The organism is Streptomyces sp. NPDC104381, from assembly GCF_055583745.1.
This window is the reverse complement of record NZ_JBVJNK010000005.1, coordinates 260,555-275,883: the sequence shown is the minus strand read 5'-3', so window position 1 is coordinate 275,883 and position 15,329 is coordinate 260,555. Positions and strand designations below refer to the sequence as shown.

Sequence of the window (15,329 nt, the reverse complement as noted above, 5' to 3'; positions counted from 1 at the left end):
GCGGGGCCCGGCTGGGAAGGGCCGGCTGCCGGTCGAGCCAGGTCAGCGGCCGGTCTGCCGCATCAGGAGATCGCGCAGGGCGCGGGTGTGGCGGCGGCTGACGGCGAGCTCGGCGCCGCCGATGCGCACGCTCATGCTGCCCGCGTCGAGCCGGAGTTCGTCGATCCGGTTGAGCGCCACGAGATGGCGGCGGTGGATGCGTACGAACCCCCGGGAGCGCCAGCGCTCCTCCAGGGTGGTGAGCGGAATGCGGACGAGATGGCTGCCGGACGAGGTGTGCAGGCGGGCGTAGTCGCCCTGCGCCTCGGCGTACGCGATGTCGTCGACGGGTACGAACCGGATGACCCCGCCCAGCTCGACGGCGACCTGGTCGGCGGCCGCGTCGTGGACGGAGGCGGTGCGCTCACCGACCTGCTCGGCGACCCGGCGGACGGCCTCGGCCAGTCGCTCCCGGCGGACGGGCTTGAGCACGTAGTCGACGGCCTTGAGGTCGAAGGCGTGTACGGCGAACCCCTCGTGGGCGGTGACGAAGACGATGAGCGGCGGCGCGGCGAACCCGGCCAGCAGCTGGGCGACGTCGAGGCCGGTGAGCCCCGCCATGTGGATGTCCAGGAAGACGACGTCGATCGCGGAGGGGTCCTCGGGCCCGGCGTCGACGGCTCCCCCGATACGGCGGAGCGCCTCGGTGGCACCGGTGGCGCCCTCGGCGCTGCGGACGCGGGGATCGGCCCGCAGGAGGTAGAGGAGCTCCTCCAGGGCGGGTGGTTCGTCGTCGACGGCGAGTACGCGCAGCATGAGGCCGGAGTGTAGGTGCTCGGGCGGTGCGATGGCTTGAGTGATTCACGGGTTCGTCGCGTACCTGGGGGCATGCGCGCCATCGAACTTCACCGCGACGCCGGGGCCTATGCGCTCGGGGTGCTCGGGACCGCCGACACCTGCCGCTTCGAGGAGCATCTGGCGGGGTGCTCCGCGTGTGTGGTCAGGCTGCGCGAGTTCGGCCCCGTGGTGGCCCACCTGGCGGCGTACGTACGCCTGCTGCCGCCCGGTGGCGTCCCCCGCCCGGTCCGGCGGCCGTGAGCCGGGCCGCTACTTGAGCAGGCGGGAGAGCCGCCGGTCGGCGAGGGGCTTGCCACCGGTCTGGCAGGTGGGGCAGTACTGGAGCGACGAGTCGCTGAAGGACACCTCCAGGATGGTGTCCCCGCAGACCGGGCAGGGCTGCCCGGTACGGCCGTGGACGCGCATGCCGCTCTTCTTCTCGGCCTTGAGCCGCCCCGCCGCGACGCCCCGGGAGCGTTCGACCGCGTCCTTCAGCGTGGTGCGCATGGCGTTGTACAGGTGGGTGATGTCGTTGTCGCCGAGTGCGGTGGTGAGCTTGAACGGTGACATCTTCGCGACGTGCAGGATCTCGTCGCTGTAGGCGTTGCCGATGCCCGCGATCAGCGACTGGTCGCGCAGGGCCCCCTTGATCTGCCGGCGGGCCCCGCCGAGCACCATCGCGAACGCGTCCCGGTCGAAGGAGTCGGCCAGCGGATCGGGCCCGAGGCGTGCCACTCCGGGCACGTCCGCCGGGTCGTGCACCAGGTGGACGGCGAGGCGTTTCGTGGTGCCCATCTCGGTCAGGTCGAAGCCGTCGCCCCCGGTGAGGACCGTCCGGAGGGCGAGCGGTCCCTTGCCCGGGCGGGGCGGGGCGGCGGGGAAGCTGTCCTTCCAGCGGAGCCAGCCGGCCCGCGCGAGGTGGATGAGCAGATGGAGCTCTCCGGCCGTGATGTCGAGGAACTTGCCGTGCCGGGTCACGGAGGTCACGGTGGCGCCTTCGAGGGCGGTGGGCGGCGGGTCGTACGTCTTCAGGACGCTGATCGCGAGCGGCAGGACGCGGGCGATCTCCTTGCCGACCAGTTGGTCGTCGAGGAAGTCCCGCAGGGCTTCGACTTCCGGCAGTTCGGGCATGACTCCAGCCTGCCGCAACGGCCCCGCGGATGCCCGCCGGACGGCACGCCTTCAGACGGACGGTTCCCGCAGCCCGTAGACCCGCCGCGCGGTGCCCGCGAGGACGGACCGCTGCCCGTCCTCCCCCAGCCCGCGGGTCAGCGTGCGTGCCGCGTCCAGGACCTCGGTGTACCCGGCGGCGAGCCGGCACACGGGCCAGTCGGAGCCGAACATCAGCCGGTCCGGTCCGAAGGCATCGACGACGGTGTCCGCGTACGGGCGCAGGTCGTCAACGGTCCAGGTGCGCGGGTCCGCCTCGGTGACCAGACCGGAGAGCTTGCAGACGGTGTTGGGCAGAGCCGCGAGTGCCCGCAGATGCTCCGCCCAGGGGTGCGCCGTCCGCGTCGCCACCGGCGGTTTGCCGGCGTGGTCGAGTACGAGGGTGAGCTCCGGCAGGAGCGCGGCGGCGCGGGTGGCGGCGGGCAGCTGGTGGGGCAGGACGATCAGGTCGTAGACGAGTCCGGCGGCGGCGACGGCACGCAGCCCGCGCAGGACGTCGGGGCGCAGCAGCCACTCCGGATCGGCCTCCCCCTGGACCTGGTGGCGGATTCCGGCGAGCCGGCCGCCGCCGGGCAGGGCGCGGAGTGCGGCGAGGGCGTCGGCGACGTCCGGGGCGGTGAGGTCGGTCCAGCCGACGACGCCCGCGACCAGGGTGCTGCCGTAGGCGAGCGCGAGGAGTTCGGGGGTCTCCTCGGCCACGGTGACCGTCTGGACGAGCACCGTGGCGACCACTCCGGCGGCTCGGGCCTCGGGCTCCAGGTCGGCGAGGGTGAAGGTGCGGCGGAGAGGGGCGAGTTCCTCGCCGGTGATCCACTCCTGGTCACGCACCGCGAGGTCCCACACATGGTGGTGGGCGTCGACGAGGGGTGGCGGGGTCGTGTTCACAGCACGCCTTCCGCACGCAGGTCGTCCCAGAGCGCGTCCGGGACCGGCGCCCGGAACCGGGCGGCGGCGTCCCGCACCTCTTCCGGCGAGCGCGCCCCGACCAGGACCCCCGCGACGGCCGGGTGGCGGAGCGGGTAGTGCAGGGCGGCGGCCCGCAGCGGTACTCCGTGTCCCTCGGCGATGTCCCGGAGCCGTACGGCCCGCTCCAGGACGGGCACGGGGGCCGCCGTGTAGTCGTACGTCGCACCGGGGCGCGGGTCGATGAGCAGCCCGGAGTTGAAGACACCTCCGACGACCACACCGCGGCCCCGGGCGGCGGCCTCCGGCAGCAGGGTGTCGAGGGCGCTGTGGTCGAGGAGGGTGAGGCGGCCGGCGCAGAGCACCACGTCGACGTCGGTCTCGCGCAGGAAGCGGGTGAGCATCGCGGTCTGGTTCATGCCGGCGCCGATGGCGCCGACCACGCCCTCCGCGCGCAGCCGCTCCAGCGCCGGGTAGCCCTCGCGGAAGGCGGTCTCCCCGTGGTCGTCGGGGTCGTGGAGGTAGACGATGTCGACCCGGTCGAGGCCGAGGCGCCCGAGGCTGTCCTCGATGCTGCGGCGGATGCCGTCGGCGCCGAAGTCCCAGCGGCGCCGGTGGGTGTGCGGCACGGCGAACCCCTCGGACAGCCCCGTGTGGGCCGCCCTTCCGGCGGGGTCCACCGGGTCGAGCAGCCGGCCCGCCTTCGTGGACACCACGTAGGCGTCCCGGGGCCGGTGCCGCAGCGCCTCGCCGAGGCGGCGTTCGGAGAGTCCGAGGCCGTAGTGCGGGGCGGTGTCGAAGTAGCGGATGCCCTCGTCCCATGCCGCGTCGACGGTGGCGGCGGCCTGTGCCGGACCGACCTCGGTGAAGAGGTTGCCGATGGCCGCCGCCCCGAAGCCGAGTCCGGTGATCTCGACCGTGCCGCGTCCGAGCCTGATGCGCCGCATGTCCCTGCCGCCCCCGCCGGTGATCCCTGGTGGTCCTGATGGCCCGTGGAGGACTATTCATCGGATCAATCGGCCGCGTCAACAGGGTCCCGGCGATCGGCACCTACGCCGGCGCGGGCACCGTGGGCACGAGGGCGTGCAGGTCGTGCAGCTCCTCGTGGACCGCGCGCGCCAGCCGGTCGAGATCCGGCAGCGCCTTCCCGTCGGCGACCAGTCCGACCTGTACTCCTCCGCCGTACGTGGTCAGGGCGACGGCCAGCGACTGCCCGCGGGCCAGCGGCGCCATGGGGTAGACGGCGCGCAGCGGGCACCCGCCGAGCGAGAGCGCGGAGCGGGGCAGGGGCACGCTGGTGACCAGGATGTCGAAGAGCATGCGGGCCGCGTTACCGGCCAGCGGCGCTCCGAACCGGTGGGCCAGCGCGGGCAGCTGGTCGGCCAGGACGGCGACGGCGCCCGCCCCGCGCAGCGGCCCGGCCGCCTTGTTCCGGTCCATCCCGGTGCGTACGAGGCGCAGCCGTTCCCGTGGGTCGGGCTCGCCGACGGGCAGTCCCAGGAGGTACGCGGAGAGCTTGTTGCCGGTGGCCGCTCCGCCGGGGCGGCGCCGGGAGACGGGCACCAGGGCGCGCGGGTCGGTTCCGGGCAGCGGCTCACCGCGTTCGAGCATCCAGCGGCGCAGCCCACCGGCCACCACGGCGAGCAGCACGTCGTTGCCCGTGCCGCCCTCGGTGCGGCGGATCCGCTGCACCGCCCCGGCGTCGAGGTCCGCGGTGGCGAGCCTGCGTGTGCCGCTGGAGCGCGCGGTCAGCGCCGTGCCGGCCCGCAGGTCGAGGCGGCTGGCGCGTACGACGGAGGCACCGACCCCGAGCGCCCTGCGCACGTCCCCGAGCCGGTCCATCGCCATGCCCGCGGCCTCGTACGGGCCGGGCAGCCAGGAGCGGGGCGGCACGGGTGTCCGGCGCCGCACCGCGCCCCGGCCCGCACCGGCGGAGGCGATCTGGTCGAAGATGCCGGCGCCGATGGCGACGGCGCGCATCCCGTCGGCGAGCGCGTGGTGCAGCTTCACCAGGACGGCGAACGGTCCGTCACCCGGGCTGTCGAGGAGGTACATCTGCCAGGGCGGCAGGCCCCGGCCGAGCGGCCGTTCCATGAGTTCACCGGCGAGCCGGGTCGCCTCCCCCATGAAGTCGCCCTCGGGGAGCACGACCCGCCTGACGTGACGCTGCACGTCGAAGTCCTTGTCGGTGAACCAGGCCGCGCCGCCGACGGGCAGCAGGACGTCCCGCACCCGCATCCGGAGCCGGGGGATCGCGGCGGCCCTGTCGCCGAGCAGCTCCAGCAGGTCCTGCGCGGTGACACCGGGCACCGGGTCGAAGACGGCGAGGGCGCCGAGGTGCATCGGATGGCTCTCGGATTCGAGGTGCCAGAAAGCCAGGTCAAGAGGTGCCAGAAGCTCGGTACTCAACGGGGCCTCGCGTCTTCGACAGCGGAACGGCGGGATCGAAGTCAATCCCGCAGCGTCAGTTACGGTCAAGTATGGACATGTTACGTACTGTTACAGTCTCGCGCTCTCACGACAGCCGCGCTACCGGTGGCCCGGGATGACGAACTCGCACCACACGCACTTGCCGTTGCCGCGCGACTCCACTCCCCATACGTCGGCGATCCGGTCGACGAGCATGAGCCCTCGGCCCGACACCCCGGACTCCCCCGCGTCCCTGCGGCGCGGCAGCGCGCTGGAGCGGTCCTCCACGTCGACGCGGAGGCGGCGTTCGGGGCCGGTGAGCATCCGGATGGTGACGATGGCTCCGCCGTCGGTGTGCATCAGCGCGTTGGTGATCAGCTCGTCGGCCGCGAGCTCGACCTCGTCCGCCCGGCCCTTGGCGCCCCAGGCCCGGACGGCCGCCCGGATCATGTGACGGGCGGACGTCAGCGCCTCCGGGTCGTTCTGCGCGACGTGCTGCTGGAGACGGCCGCCCGGATGGGGGGCGTGGGCCGCGTTACGGCGCAGCAGCAGCACCGCCATGTCGTCCTCGCCACCGCGCTCGTCGATGACCTCGCAGAGTCGTTCGGCCAGTTTCTGGAGGTCCTGCGGGCCGTCGCGGACCGTCGTCGTCAGCAGGCGCATGCCGTCGTCGAGGTCGGTTCCGGGCAGCTCCACCATTCCGTCGGTGTAGAGGATCATCGTCTGGCCCGGGTCCAGGTCGACGGTGCTGACCGGGTATTCGAGCTGCCCGAACTCCGCCGAGAGACCCAGCGGCAGCCCGCCGTCGACCGGCAGCCTGCGGCAGCTGCCGTCGACGTCCCGCAGGGCCGGGTCGACGTGCCCGGCCCTGACCATCTGCACCACTCCGGTGGTCATGTCGGCCTCGGCGTAGGTGCAGGTCGCGAAGCGGTCCGTGTCGAGCTCGTGGAGGAAGACGGAGGCCCGCGCCATGACCGTGGCGGGGCTGTGCCCTTCGGCCGCGTAGGCGCGGAGCACGATGCGGAGCTGCCCCATGACGGCGGCGGCGTGCGTGTCGTGCCCCTGTACGTCACCGATGACGGCGCCGACCCGGCCGCCGGGCAGCGGGATGATGTCGTACCAGTCCCCGCCGATGTCCCTGCCGAGCCGCGCCGAGCGGTAGCGGACGGCGACCTGGGCCCCGGGCACCTCGGGGATCCGGCGCGGCAGCATCGCCTGCTGGAGCCCTTCGGCGAGGTCGTGCTCCTGTTCGTAGAGCATCGCCCGCTGGAGGCTCTGCGCGATCGAACTGCCGAGGGCCACCAGCAGGTTCCGCTCGTCGCTGGTGAAGCCGGCCTTGTCGCCGTAGAGCAGCCCGAGTGCGCCGATCGGGCGGGCCTGGGCGATGAGCGGCATGTAGGCGGCGGCGGTGATGCCGAGGTGGCTGATGTGCGGCCAGAGGATGGGGTACGACGTCGCGAAGTCCTCCGGCGTCTCGATGAAGCGGGGCGTGAGCGTGCGGATGACCTCGCTCATCGGGTAGGGCTCGTCCGTGCGGGTGTAGCGGGTGCCCTGCACGAACGCCCCTTCGGGGCCGTCCGCCACCAGATGGATGCGTCCGGACTCCAGCAGGCCCATGACGAGGCTGGTGGCACCGAGGTTGGCCAGGCCCCGGGAGCTCTTCAGCACATCGGTGACGTCCTTGACCGTACGGGCGTGGGCCAGCGCCGCCGTGGTGCCCTCGACCAGGCTCGTACGGCGGCGGCGCTCCTCGTCGACGGTCCGCCGGGCGGTGGACTCGGCCAGCTCCTGGGTGGCGTCCCGGATGATCCCGATGATGCGGCGGGGGCGCCCGGTGCCGTCGCGGCGGATGAACCCCTGGGTGTGCGTCCAGCAGAGGGTGCCGTCGCGCCGCGTCCTGCGGAAGTAGGCGCCGTAGTTGCTGCGACCGCTCTTGAGGGCCTGGGAGACCATGCTGTCCAGCCGGATCGCCTCGTCCGGGGGGACGCGTTCCGCGAGCGCCGCCGGACGGCCGTCGTACTCGTCGGGACGCAGGTCGAACACATCGAGGGCGGGCTCGTCCATGTGCATGAGGCCGCTGTCCAGATCCCAGTCGAAGCTGCCCATTCGGTTCAGGGCGAGACTGAGGTCCGGGTGGGCGGGCCAGTCGTCCGGGAGTGACAGGGCACCCGCTACCCGATCATCCATGTGCGCCACTCTGCCATTATTTGTCCGATTCCTCGACCGAACCCACACCTTGAACGCGTTCAAGGTTGCCCCTATGCTCGGCACGACACGAATTGAACACGTTCAATTATGCGTTGTTCGTGCACGTGGACGGGGGTGGGCGCGATGTCCGTACTGGTCGGACTGATCGTGATGCTGGGCATGCTGGTGATCGTTCCGCTGGGTCTGGGGCTCGTCGCCGATCCCTCGCTCGACAGGCTGCGGCGGCTGTGGCCGCTCTTCGCGGTGCCCGGCGCGGTGTCCCTGTGGCTGCCACGCGGCGCCGTCGCCACCGCGCTCGCCCTCTGCTACGCACTGGGTACGCTGCTGCTCGCGGCGCAGGCGCCCCGGCGCCTCGCCCGTACCCGCAGCGCACGCCCGGTGGAGGCCGCCCTGCTCACCGCGCTGGTCACACCGTCGGTCGCCGCGCTCGCCCTGGTCGCCGAGCGCTCCGGACACGAGCTGTTCGGCTTCGGGCTCGGCATCCTGGCGCTGACCGTGCCGCACTTCCACTTCGCCGGTTTCGCCGCCGCCCTCGTCGCCGGGCTCGTCTGCCGCGCGGAGGACGACACGGCGGGCCGGTTCGCCGCCCTGAGCGTGCCGTTCGGCACCCTGCTCGTCCTCGTCGGCTACTTCACCGGGGAGTGGACCGAGCTGGCCGGGGCCGTCGTGCTCACCGCCGGGATGTGGACGGTCGCCCTCCTGACCTGGCGCGCCGCGCCGGCCCCCGGCCGGGACCGCCTCACCCGCGCCCTGCTCGCCGTATCGGCGGGCGTACTCGCGGTCACCATGGTGCTCGCGCTGAGCTGGGCGCTCGGCGAGGCCACCGGACTGCCGCACCCCACCCTGACCTGGATGGCGGCCACGCACGGCCTCGGCAACGCGCTGGGCTTCGCGCTCTGCGCGCTGCTCGCCAGGCGCCGGCTCCAGCACCTCACCCACCCGGAAGGCAGGACCGTATGAGCACGCTGACGTACCCCGAGGTCGGAGCCACCCTGCTCGGACCGCTCCCGGACGGCTACAGCCATCTGCACCACCGCGCCGCCGTCGGCAGGGGCCGGGCCGACTTCGAGGCGGCGGGCGCCGCCGTCACCGAGTGGCGCATGCACCGCGCGTCGGGAGCCACGCTGAACGCCTCCGCCGCGCGTGCCGCCGCCGGAGTCACCGTCGAGGTGTCGGCGGGCGTCGGACCGCTCCGCCTCACCGCCCCCTGCGAGATCGTCTGGACGGCGTACGAGGAACACCGCACCGGATTCGCGTACGGCACACTGCCACGGCATCCGGAGCGAGGGGAGGAGAGTTTCGTGGTGGAGCTGGCGGACGACGGAACGGTGTGGTTCACCGTCATGGCCTTCTCACGGGCCGCCTCCTGGTACAGCCGGCTGGCCGGCCCGCTCGTCCCGGTGGCCCAGCGGTGGTACGCCCGGCGGCTCGCGGCCACGCTGCGCCGCGTCGTGTCGGCCGCCTGAAGGGCGGGGCGCGCCGGATACTGGGGACGGTGGAGTGGTTCACCGCAGACGGCTACTGGCTGAGCAGGCTGATCTTCCAGCGGGCGCTCGCCGTCGTCTACCTCGTCGCGTTCACCGCCGCCGCGCTCCAGTTCCGGGCGCTGATCGGCTCCCGGGGCATGCTGCCGGTGCCCGATCTGCTGCGGCGGACCCCGTGGCGCGCCGCGCCCGGACTGTTCCGCCTGCACTACTCCGACCGCTTCTTCGCGCTGGTCGCCTGGGCGGGCGCCGCGGTCTCCCTCGCCCTGCTGGCCGGGCTGGACGCGCACCTCCCGCTGGGGGCGGCGATGGCCCTGTGGGCGGTCCCCTGGGTGCTGTACCTGTCGATCGTCCAGGTCGGCCAGGTCTGGTACGGCTTCGGCTGGGAGTCGCTCCTGCTGGAGACGGGCTTCCTCGCCGTCTTCCTCGGCAACGGTGACACGGCGGCCCCGGTACTGATCCTCTGGCTGCTGCGCTGGCTGCTCTTCCGGGTGGAGTTCGGCGCCGGGCTCATCAAGATCCGGGGGGACGAGTGCTGGCGGAAGCTCACCTGCCTCGACTTCCACCACGAGACCCAGCCGATGCCGGGACCGCTGAGCTGGTTCTTCCACCATCTCCCGAGGCCCGCGCACCGGGTGGAGACCGCCGCCAACCACGTCACCCAGCTCGTGGTGCCGTTCCTGCTGTTCACCCCGCAGCCGGTGGCCAGTGTCGCGGCGGGGCTGATGGTGGTCACACAGCTGTGGCTGGTCCTCTCGGGGAACTTCGCCTGGCTGAACTGGCTGACGATCGTCCTCGCCCTCGCCGCGGTCGACTGGTCGCTGATCGCCGTTCCGCCGCCGCGCCGACCGGATGCGCCCCTCTGGTACGAGGTGGTGGTCATCGCCGTCACCGCCCTCGTCCTTGCCCTCAGCTACCGCCCGGCGCGGAACCTGCTCTCCCGCCGGCAGGCGATGAACCGCTCCTACGACCCGCTGCACCTGGTCAACACCTACGGGGCCTTCGGGAGCATCAGCAGGATGCGGCTCGAGGTGGTGGTCGAGGGCACCGACGAGGACGTGATCACCGAGGGCACCCGCTGGTCCGAGTACGGCTTCCGGGGCAAGCCGGGCGACCCCCGCCGGCTGCCGCGCCAGTTCGCTCCGTACCATCTGCGGCTGGACTGGATGATGTGGTTCGCGGCGCTCTCCCCCGCCTACGCGCGCTCCTGGTTCGGGCCGTTCGTCGAACGGCTGCTGCGCGGCGACCGCGACACCCTGCGGCTGCTGGGCCACAACCCGTTCCCCGACGGCCCGCCGGCCCATGTCCGCGCCAGGGTCTACCACTACCGGTTCACGGACCCGCGGGAGCTGCGGGCCACCGGGTGCTGGTGGGACCGGACGTACGTACGCGAATTCATGAGGCCGGTGGCGCGCCCCGTCCCGGTGCGGCCCGGCGGGCACGGGCGCGGTCAGGGGGACGGAGGGCGACGGCGGCGGTGACCGGAAAAGGCCCCTGCCCCCGTCCGGAGACGGGGGCAGGGGCCGAGACGCCGCTCGAACGGGTACGGCGCGGGTCAGTCGATCCCGGGCAGGATGTGCGGCTCGGCCAGATCGTCCTCGTAGCCCGCCAGCCGGATCGGTGCGGACCTCGCCCAGACCTCGATGTTCCGGAGCTTCTCGGGCCGGCGGCCCTGCTCCGTGGCCCGTGCGGACGGGCGCGTCTCGGTCTTCGTCATTTCAGGTGTCACCGCGGACTCCTTTGCGTCGCGTAACCCCGGGCGGTGGCGACGCTGCGGCTGTGAGAACCGTGTCGACCGCCCTCTGCGGGGCAGGGGCAGAAACAGTTCGGTCGCGGTGGCGCCGGGTACGGGGTGGGACGGCGGACTGCTTACAGTCCTGTCCCAGGACGGCCGAGGAAGCTTCGTGGATCCCTTGGTGGCGTCCGTTCCACCCAGCCTAACCAAATGAGCGCCGTCCCGCTCGACAGAACGTGTGGCCTGGGTCACTTTCAGCCAACGGGAACGGCGGCGACCCGCTCCACGCGGGGCCGCCGCTGTGTCCCGGGTCACCGCAGGTGACGGGAGGTGCGGGAGAGTCCTGAGGGGGTCACCAGTTCGCGGGGGCGTAATCCTTCAGGAAGCAGCCGTAGAGCTCTTCGCCCTGTTCACCGCGGACGATCGGGTCGTAGACCCGGGCGGCGCCGTCGACGAGGTCGAGCGGGGCGTGAAAACCCTCCTCCGCGAGACGGATCTTGTCGGGGTGCGGCCGCTCGTCGGTGATCCAGCCGGTGTCGACGGCCGTCATGAGGATGCGGTCCTTCTCGAACATCTCCTGGGCGCTGGTGCGGGTCAGCATGTTCAGCGCGGCCTTGGCCATGTTGGTGTGCGGGTGCCCGGCGCCCTTGTAGCCCCTGCCGAACACGCCCTCCATCGCGGAGACGTTCACGACGTAGGCGCGCTTCGCGGCGGTCGAGGCCATCGAGGGGCGGAGCCGGCTGATCAGGATGAAGGGGGCCGTGGAGTTGCAGAGCTGGACCTCCAGGAGCTCGATCGGCTCGACCTCGTCCACGGTCTGGATCCAGCTGTTGGTGTCGTGGAGGTCGGGGACCAGACCGCCGGCGTCGATCGCGGTGCCCGCGGCGATACGGGCCGGCGAGGCGGAGCCGGTCACCAGAGCGAGGTCCGTGACGTCCTGCGCGCTGAGCCCCTCACCCTCCTTGCGGGCCGCGGGCAGGGCGGCCACGCGGTCGACGGTGCCGCTGCCGAAGGTGCCGATCACGTGGGCCGCGGGCAGCTCGCCGGCCGGGAGCGGCGCGGACTCGGCGGCCAGCAGCTCGCTGTAGGCCTGCGGGGAGCGGCGGACGGTCTGCGCGGCGTTGTTGATCAGGATGTCGAGCGGCCCCTCGGCGGCCACCGAGTCGGCGAGCGCGACGACCTGGGCGGGGTCGCGCAGGTCGATGCCGACGATCTTCAGGCGGTGGATCCACTCGTCGCTGTCCGGCATCGCCTTGAAGCGGCGGATGGCGTCGTTGGGGAAGCGGGTGGTGATGGTGGTGTGCGCGCCGTCGCGCAGCAGCCGCAGCGCGATGTACATGCCGATCTTGGCGCGCCCGCCGGTGAGCAGGGCCCGGCGTCCGGTGAGGTCGGCGCGCGCGTCGCGCCGGCCGCGGTTCTCCTTGGCGCACTGCTGGCAGAGCTGGTGGTAGAAGGCGTCCACCTCGACGTACCGGGTCTTGCAGATGTAGCAGGACCTGGGGCGCTGGAGTATGCCCGCGATCTCGGCGGTGGCCGAGGACGACGGCAGGACGCCCTGCGTCTCGTCGTCGATGCGCTCGGCCGAGCCGGTCGCCGTGGCCTCGGTGACGGCCTTGTCGTGCGCGGTCTTGGCGGCGCGGCGCTCCTGGCGGCGGCGCTGCTTCACCGTGCGGTAGATGCCCGCGGTGGCCCGGCGTACGGCGATGGCGTCCGGGTGGTCGACCTCGATGGTGTTCAGCTCGTCGAGCACGCTCAGGCAGACGGCCAGCCGCTCCGGGTCGATACCGGGACCGAACTCGTCGATACCGGGAGCGAACTCCTGGCTGTCCTCTGTCACCGTCATTGCCGTTCCTCTGTCACTCGTCACTCATGCCGTTGTCGGGCTTCGGTGGGGAGTGATCCGGCCGGGAGCCGGCGAGGGCAGGCGCGCACGGGCGGAATGCCCCGGTCAAGTCTGCCACGAGTCGGGCGTTGCTCAGTTCGGTGCCGCCCCCTGCCCGGCTTCGGAGAGCGGGGTGGCGATGGACTCGAGGGACTTCTGCTCGGCCGCCACCGCGAAGAAGAACGCGACCAGTCCGGCGGCCACCATGAGGCCGGCCCCGATGCAGAAGGCCAGGACGGTGTCACCGACCACGCCGCTCGCCGTCAGGTCGGCGAAGACCAGCGGTCCGGTGATGCCTCCTGCCGCGGTCCCCACGGCGTAGAAGAACGCGATCGCCATCGCCCGGGTCTCCATCGGGAAGATCTCGCTCACCGTCAGATAGGCGGAGCTGGCACCGGCGGAGGCGACGAAGAGGACCAGGCACCAGCAGCCGGTCATGGTGACGGCCGTCAGCACCCCGGCCCCGAAGAGCCACGCGGTTCCGAACAGGAGCAGCCCGGAGAGGATGTACGTCCCCGCGATCATCGGCTTGCGCCCGACCGTGTCGAAGAGGCGGCCCAGGAAGAGCGGTCCCAGGAAGTTGCAGAAGGCGATGACGGCGAAGTAGTAGCCGGTGGCACCGCTGGAGACGTCGAAGAACTTCACGAGGATCGAGCCGAAGCCGAAGGTGATGGCGTTGTAGAGGAACGCCTGGCCGATGAAGAGGGCGAGCCCGAGGACGGCCCGTTTGGGGTAGGAGCGGAAGACGGTCCGGGCGATCAGCCCGAACCCGATGCTCTTGCGCTGCCGCACGGTGATGGAGGGCTCGGCCGGGGGCAGGGTCCGGCCGGTCTCCGACTCCACCTCCCGCTCCACCCCCTCGACCAGCTTCTCCGCCTCGTCGTCGCGCCCGTGGATGAACATCCAGCGCGGGCTCTCCGGCACATGACGGCGCACCAGGAGGATGACGAGCCCCAGGACCACGCCCAGCGCGAAGGTCAGCCGCCAGCCGATGTCCTTGGGGAAGATGGCGGTGTCCAGGGCGAGTACGGAGAGGAGGGAGCCGGCCATGGCGCCGAGCCAGAAGCTGCCGTTGATGATGAGGTCGACGCGGCCCCGGTACTTGCTGGGGATCAGTTCGTCGATGGCCGAGTTGATCGCCGCGTACTCCCCTCCGATGCCGAAGCCGGTGAGGAAGCGGAAGAGGAAGAACCACCACGCCGAGAAGGAGATCGCGGTGAGCGCGGTGGCCGCCAGATAGACGGCGAGGGTGATCAGGAAGAGCTTCTTGCGTCCGTAACGGTCGGTGAGCCATCCGAAGACCAGCGCACCGGAGCAGGCGCCCGCCACGTACAGCGCGGCGGCGATGCCGGTGACCTGGGCGTCGGTGATGGGAAGTCCGCTGCCGTCCTCGGACAGCCGGCTGGCGATGTTGCCGACGACCGTGACCTCCAGGCCGTCGAGGATCCAGACCGTGCCCAGGCCGATCACGATCATCCAGTGCCAGCGCGACCAGGGGAGCCGGTCCAGCCGTGCCGGGATCCGGGTCGTGACAGTGCGTCCGTCTGCCGTACCGGTGTCGCTCATGAGTCCTCCTCAGCTTCCGGAACCACAGGTGCCCGGAACGAGGCGTGACTCACACCTGAGCACGGAAGAGTAACCGGAAGCACCCGGGCGGGTACGCAACGTCACCCCTGAGGGCCTTCTTCCGGCCCGCCGCGGATTTTCCGGAAAATCTTCGGTACTGGGTGGCATGAGTTCCGGATCGCGGGGCATGCGCCCGTCACTGCACGCGGATTCACCAGGGAGGGCGACACCATGACGGCCATGTCAGTGCGAACCACCGAAGCGATCGGCACAGCGGGCACGCCGTGCGACGAGGCGGGTGCGGGTTCCGACACGGCCGCGCTTCCGTGGATCGAGGACGCCGGCAAGGTGGCCCCGCAGGACGCCCGGGCCATGTCGAAGCTCTTCTTCGACCGGCTCCAGGCCCTCGAGGAGGGCACCCACGAGTACCAGTACGCGCGCAACACCCTGATCGAGATGAATCTCTCCCTGGTGCGCTTCGCCGCCTCGCGGTTCCGCAACCGGGGCGGTGACGACACCGAGGACATCATCCAGGTGGGGACGATCGGCCTGATCAAGGCGATCGACCGGTTCGACCTGTCCCGCGAGGTCGAGTTCGCGACCTTCGCGGTGCCGTACATCGTCGGTGAGATCAAGCGGTTCTTCCGTGACACGACCTGGTCGGTGCACGTGCCGCGACGGCTCCAGGAGCTGCGCGTCGAGCTGGCCAAGGCCAAGGAGCAGCTGTCGGCGGAGCTCGACCGCGACCCGACCGTCGCGGAGCTCGCCGTGCACCTCGATCTCCCCGAGGAGGAGATCATCGAGGGCCTCGTCGCCGCCAACGGCTACTCGGCGGGCTCGCTGGACACCCCGAACGCCGACAGCGAGTCCGGCAGCGACCAGCGCGCCTACGCCGACCTGCTCGGCGACGACGACCCGGGCATGGAGAGCGTCGAGAACCTGCACACCCTCGCCCCGCTGCTGCGGCAGCTGGACGACCGGGAGCGCAAGATCGTCCGGATGCGCTTCGGCCAGGAGATGACACAGGCGCAGATCGGCGCCGAGCTGGGCGTCTCGCAGATGCATGTGTCGCGTCTGCTCAGCAGGATCGTCAAGCGCCTGCGCGCGGGCATGAGCGTGGAGGCCTGAACCCCCGGCGTACGCACGGATCGACTGA

The 15,329-nt window shown here is 71.9% G+C and carries 14 protein-coding genes; 5 read left to right on the top strand and 9 right to left on the bottom strand.

Going from position 1 to position 15,329, the window contains the following annotated elements; genetic code table 11:
- Positions 1-42: 42 nt before the first annotated feature.
- Positions 43-795, bottom strand: coding sequence for a LytR/AlgR family response regulator transcription factor (locus ACZ607_RS18975; RefSeq protein WP_469735938.1), 753 nt, complete (start codon positions 793-795; stop codon positions 43-45).
- Positions 796-867: 72 nt separating this feature from the next.
- On the opposite strand from ACZ607_RS18975, the gene ACZ607_RS18970 reads away from it, so the two are divergent.
- Entirely contained in the window at positions 868-1,077 is a 210-nt protein-coding gene (locus ACZ607_RS18970) for a zf-HC2 domain-containing protein (RefSeq protein ID WP_469735936.1), read from the top strand.
- 9 nt (positions 1,078-1,086) lie between these two features.
- On the opposite strand, the gene ACZ607_RS18965 is transcribed toward ACZ607_RS18970, so the two are convergent.
- The 5 genes from ACZ607_RS18965 to ACZ607_RS18945 all read right to left on the bottom strand — a co-directional run bounded on the left by ACZ607_RS18965 (position 1,087) and on the right by ACZ607_RS18945 (position 7,485).
- On the bottom strand, positions 1,087-1,947 hold the full coding sequence (locus tag ACZ607_RS18965; protein ID WP_469735934.1) for an Fpg/Nei family DNA glycosylase: 861 nt from the start codon (positions 1,945-1,947) through the stop codon (positions 1,087-1,089).
- Positions 1,948-1,998: 51 nt separating this feature from the next.
- Positions 1,999-2,871, bottom strand: coding sequence for an amidohydrolase family protein (locus ACZ607_RS18960; protein ID WP_469735933.1), 873 nt, complete (start codon positions 2,869-2,871; stop codon positions 1,999-2,001).
- Positions 2,868-3,836: an aldo/keto reductase gene (locus ACZ607_RS18955; RefSeq protein WP_469735931.1), complete on the bottom strand. Its 969-nt coding sequence runs from the start codon at positions 3,834-3,836 to the stop codon at positions 2,868-2,870. Before ACZ607_RS18955 ends, ACZ607_RS18960 begins: the two co-directional genes overlap by 4 nt.
- A 103-nt stretch (positions 3,837-3,939) precedes the next feature.
- A complete protein-coding gene (locus ACZ607_RS18950; protein WP_469735930.1) occupies positions 3,940-5,298 on the bottom strand; it encodes a wax ester/triacylglycerol synthase family O-acyltransferase in 1,359 nt (452 codons plus the stop codon).
- A 120-nt stretch (positions 5,299-5,418) separates the two neighbouring features.
- Positions 5,419-7,485 carry a SpoIIE family protein phosphatase gene (locus ACZ607_RS18945; RefSeq protein WP_469735928.1) on the bottom strand — a complete coding sequence of 689 codons (2,067 nt, stop codon included), beginning with the start codon at positions 7,483-7,485 and terminating at the stop codon, positions 5,419-5,421.
- 144 nt (positions 7,486-7,629) lie between these two features.
- Here ACZ607_RS18945 and ACZ607_RS18940 point away from each other — a divergent pair, with 144 nt between their 5' ends.
- Genes ACZ607_RS18940 through ACZ607_RS18930 form a run of 3 tightly spaced genes read left to right on the top strand, consistent with a single transcriptional unit; the run spans position 7,630 to position 10,471 of the window.
- A complete protein-coding gene (locus ACZ607_RS18940) occupies positions 7,630-8,466 on the top strand; it encodes a YndJ family protein (RefSeq protein ID WP_469735926.1) in 837 nt (278 codons plus the stop codon).
- Entirely contained in the window at positions 8,463-8,972 is a 510-nt protein-coding gene (locus ACZ607_RS18935; protein WP_469735924.1) for a DUF1990 family protein, read from the top strand. Before ACZ607_RS18940 ends, ACZ607_RS18935 begins: the two co-directional genes overlap by 4 nt.
- Positions 8,973-9,001: 29 nt before the next feature.
- Complete coding sequence (locus ACZ607_RS18930) at positions 9,002-10,471, top strand: lipase maturation factor family protein (protein WP_469735922.1); 1,470 nt, start codon at positions 9,002-9,004, stop codon at positions 10,469-10,471.
- 74 nt (positions 10,472-10,545) lie between these two features.
- On the opposite strand, the gene ACZ607_RS18925 is transcribed toward ACZ607_RS18930, so the two are convergent.
- From ACZ607_RS18925 to ACZ607_RS18915, 3 genes are all read right to left on the bottom strand, one after another.
- The gene (locus ACZ607_RS18925) at positions 10,546-10,719 is read right to left on the bottom strand and encodes a hypothetical protein (RefSeq protein WP_469736656.1); all 174 of its coding nucleotides are present in this window, start codon (positions 10,717-10,719) and stop codon (positions 10,546-10,548) included.
- A gap of 358 nt (positions 10,720-11,077) precedes the next feature.
- Entirely contained in the window at positions 11,078-12,568 is a 1,491-nt protein-coding gene (locus ACZ607_RS18920; RefSeq protein ID WP_469735920.1) for an SDR family NAD(P)-dependent oxidoreductase, read from the bottom strand.
- Between the two features lie 132 nt (positions 12,569-12,700).
- Positions 12,701-14,173, bottom strand: a complete 1,473-nt coding sequence (locus ACZ607_RS18915; RefSeq protein ID WP_469735918.1) for an MFS transporter — start codon at positions 14,171-14,173, stop codon at positions 12,701-12,703.
- Positions 14,174-14,404: 231 nt separating this feature from the next.
- Between ACZ607_RS18915 and ACZ607_RS18910 the strand changes: the two genes are divergently transcribed.
- Complete coding sequence (locus tag ACZ607_RS18910) at positions 14,405-15,301, top strand: RNA polymerase sigma factor SigF (RefSeq protein WP_469735916.1); 897 nt, start codon at positions 14,405-14,407, stop codon at positions 15,299-15,301.
- The last annotated feature ends 28 nt before the right edge of the window (positions 15,302-15,329 follow it).

What these genes read in the sequence shown, in the direction of transcription:
- ACZ607_RS18975 (WP_469735938.1), bottom strand. Translation starts at nt 795, where the DNA reads ATGCTGCGCGTACTCGCCGTCGACGACGAACCACCCGCCCTGGAGGAG.
- ACZ607_RS18970 (WP_469735936.1), top strand. Translation starts at nt 868, where the DNA reads ATGCGCGCCATCGAACTTCACCGCGACGCCGGGGCCTATGCGCTCGGG.
- ACZ607_RS18965 (WP_469735934.1), bottom strand. Translation starts at nt 1,947, where the DNA reads ATGCCCGAACTGCCGGAAGTCGAAGCCCTGCGGGACTTCCTCGACGAC.
- ACZ607_RS18955 (WP_469735931.1), bottom strand. Translation starts at nt 3,836, where the DNA reads ATGCGGCGCATCAGGCTCGGACGCGGCACGGTCGAGATCACCGGACTC.
- ACZ607_RS18945 (WP_469735928.1), bottom strand. Translation starts at nt 7,485, where the DNA reads ATGGATGATCGGGTAGCGGGTGCCCTGTCACTCCCGGACGACTGGCCC.
- ACZ607_RS18940 (WP_469735926.1), top strand. Translation starts at nt 7,630, where the DNA reads ATGTCCGTACTGGTCGGACTGATCGTGATGCTGGGCATGCTGGTGATC.
- ACZ607_RS18935 (WP_469735924.1), top strand. Translation starts at nt 8,463, where the DNA reads ATGAGCACGCTGACGTACCCCGAGGTCGGAGCCACCCTGCTCGGACCG.
- ACZ607_RS18920 (WP_469735920.1), bottom strand. Translation starts at nt 12,568, where the DNA reads ATGACGGTGACAGAGGACAGCCAGGAGTTCGCTCCCGGTATCGACGAG.
- ACZ607_RS18915 (WP_469735918.1), bottom strand. Translation starts at nt 14,173, where the DNA reads ATGAGCGACACCGGTACGGCAGACGGACGCACTGTCACGACCCGGATC.
- ACZ607_RS18910 (WP_469735916.1), top strand. Translation starts at nt 14,405, where the DNA reads ATGACGGCCATGTCAGTGCGAACCACCGAAGCGATCGGCACAGCGGGC.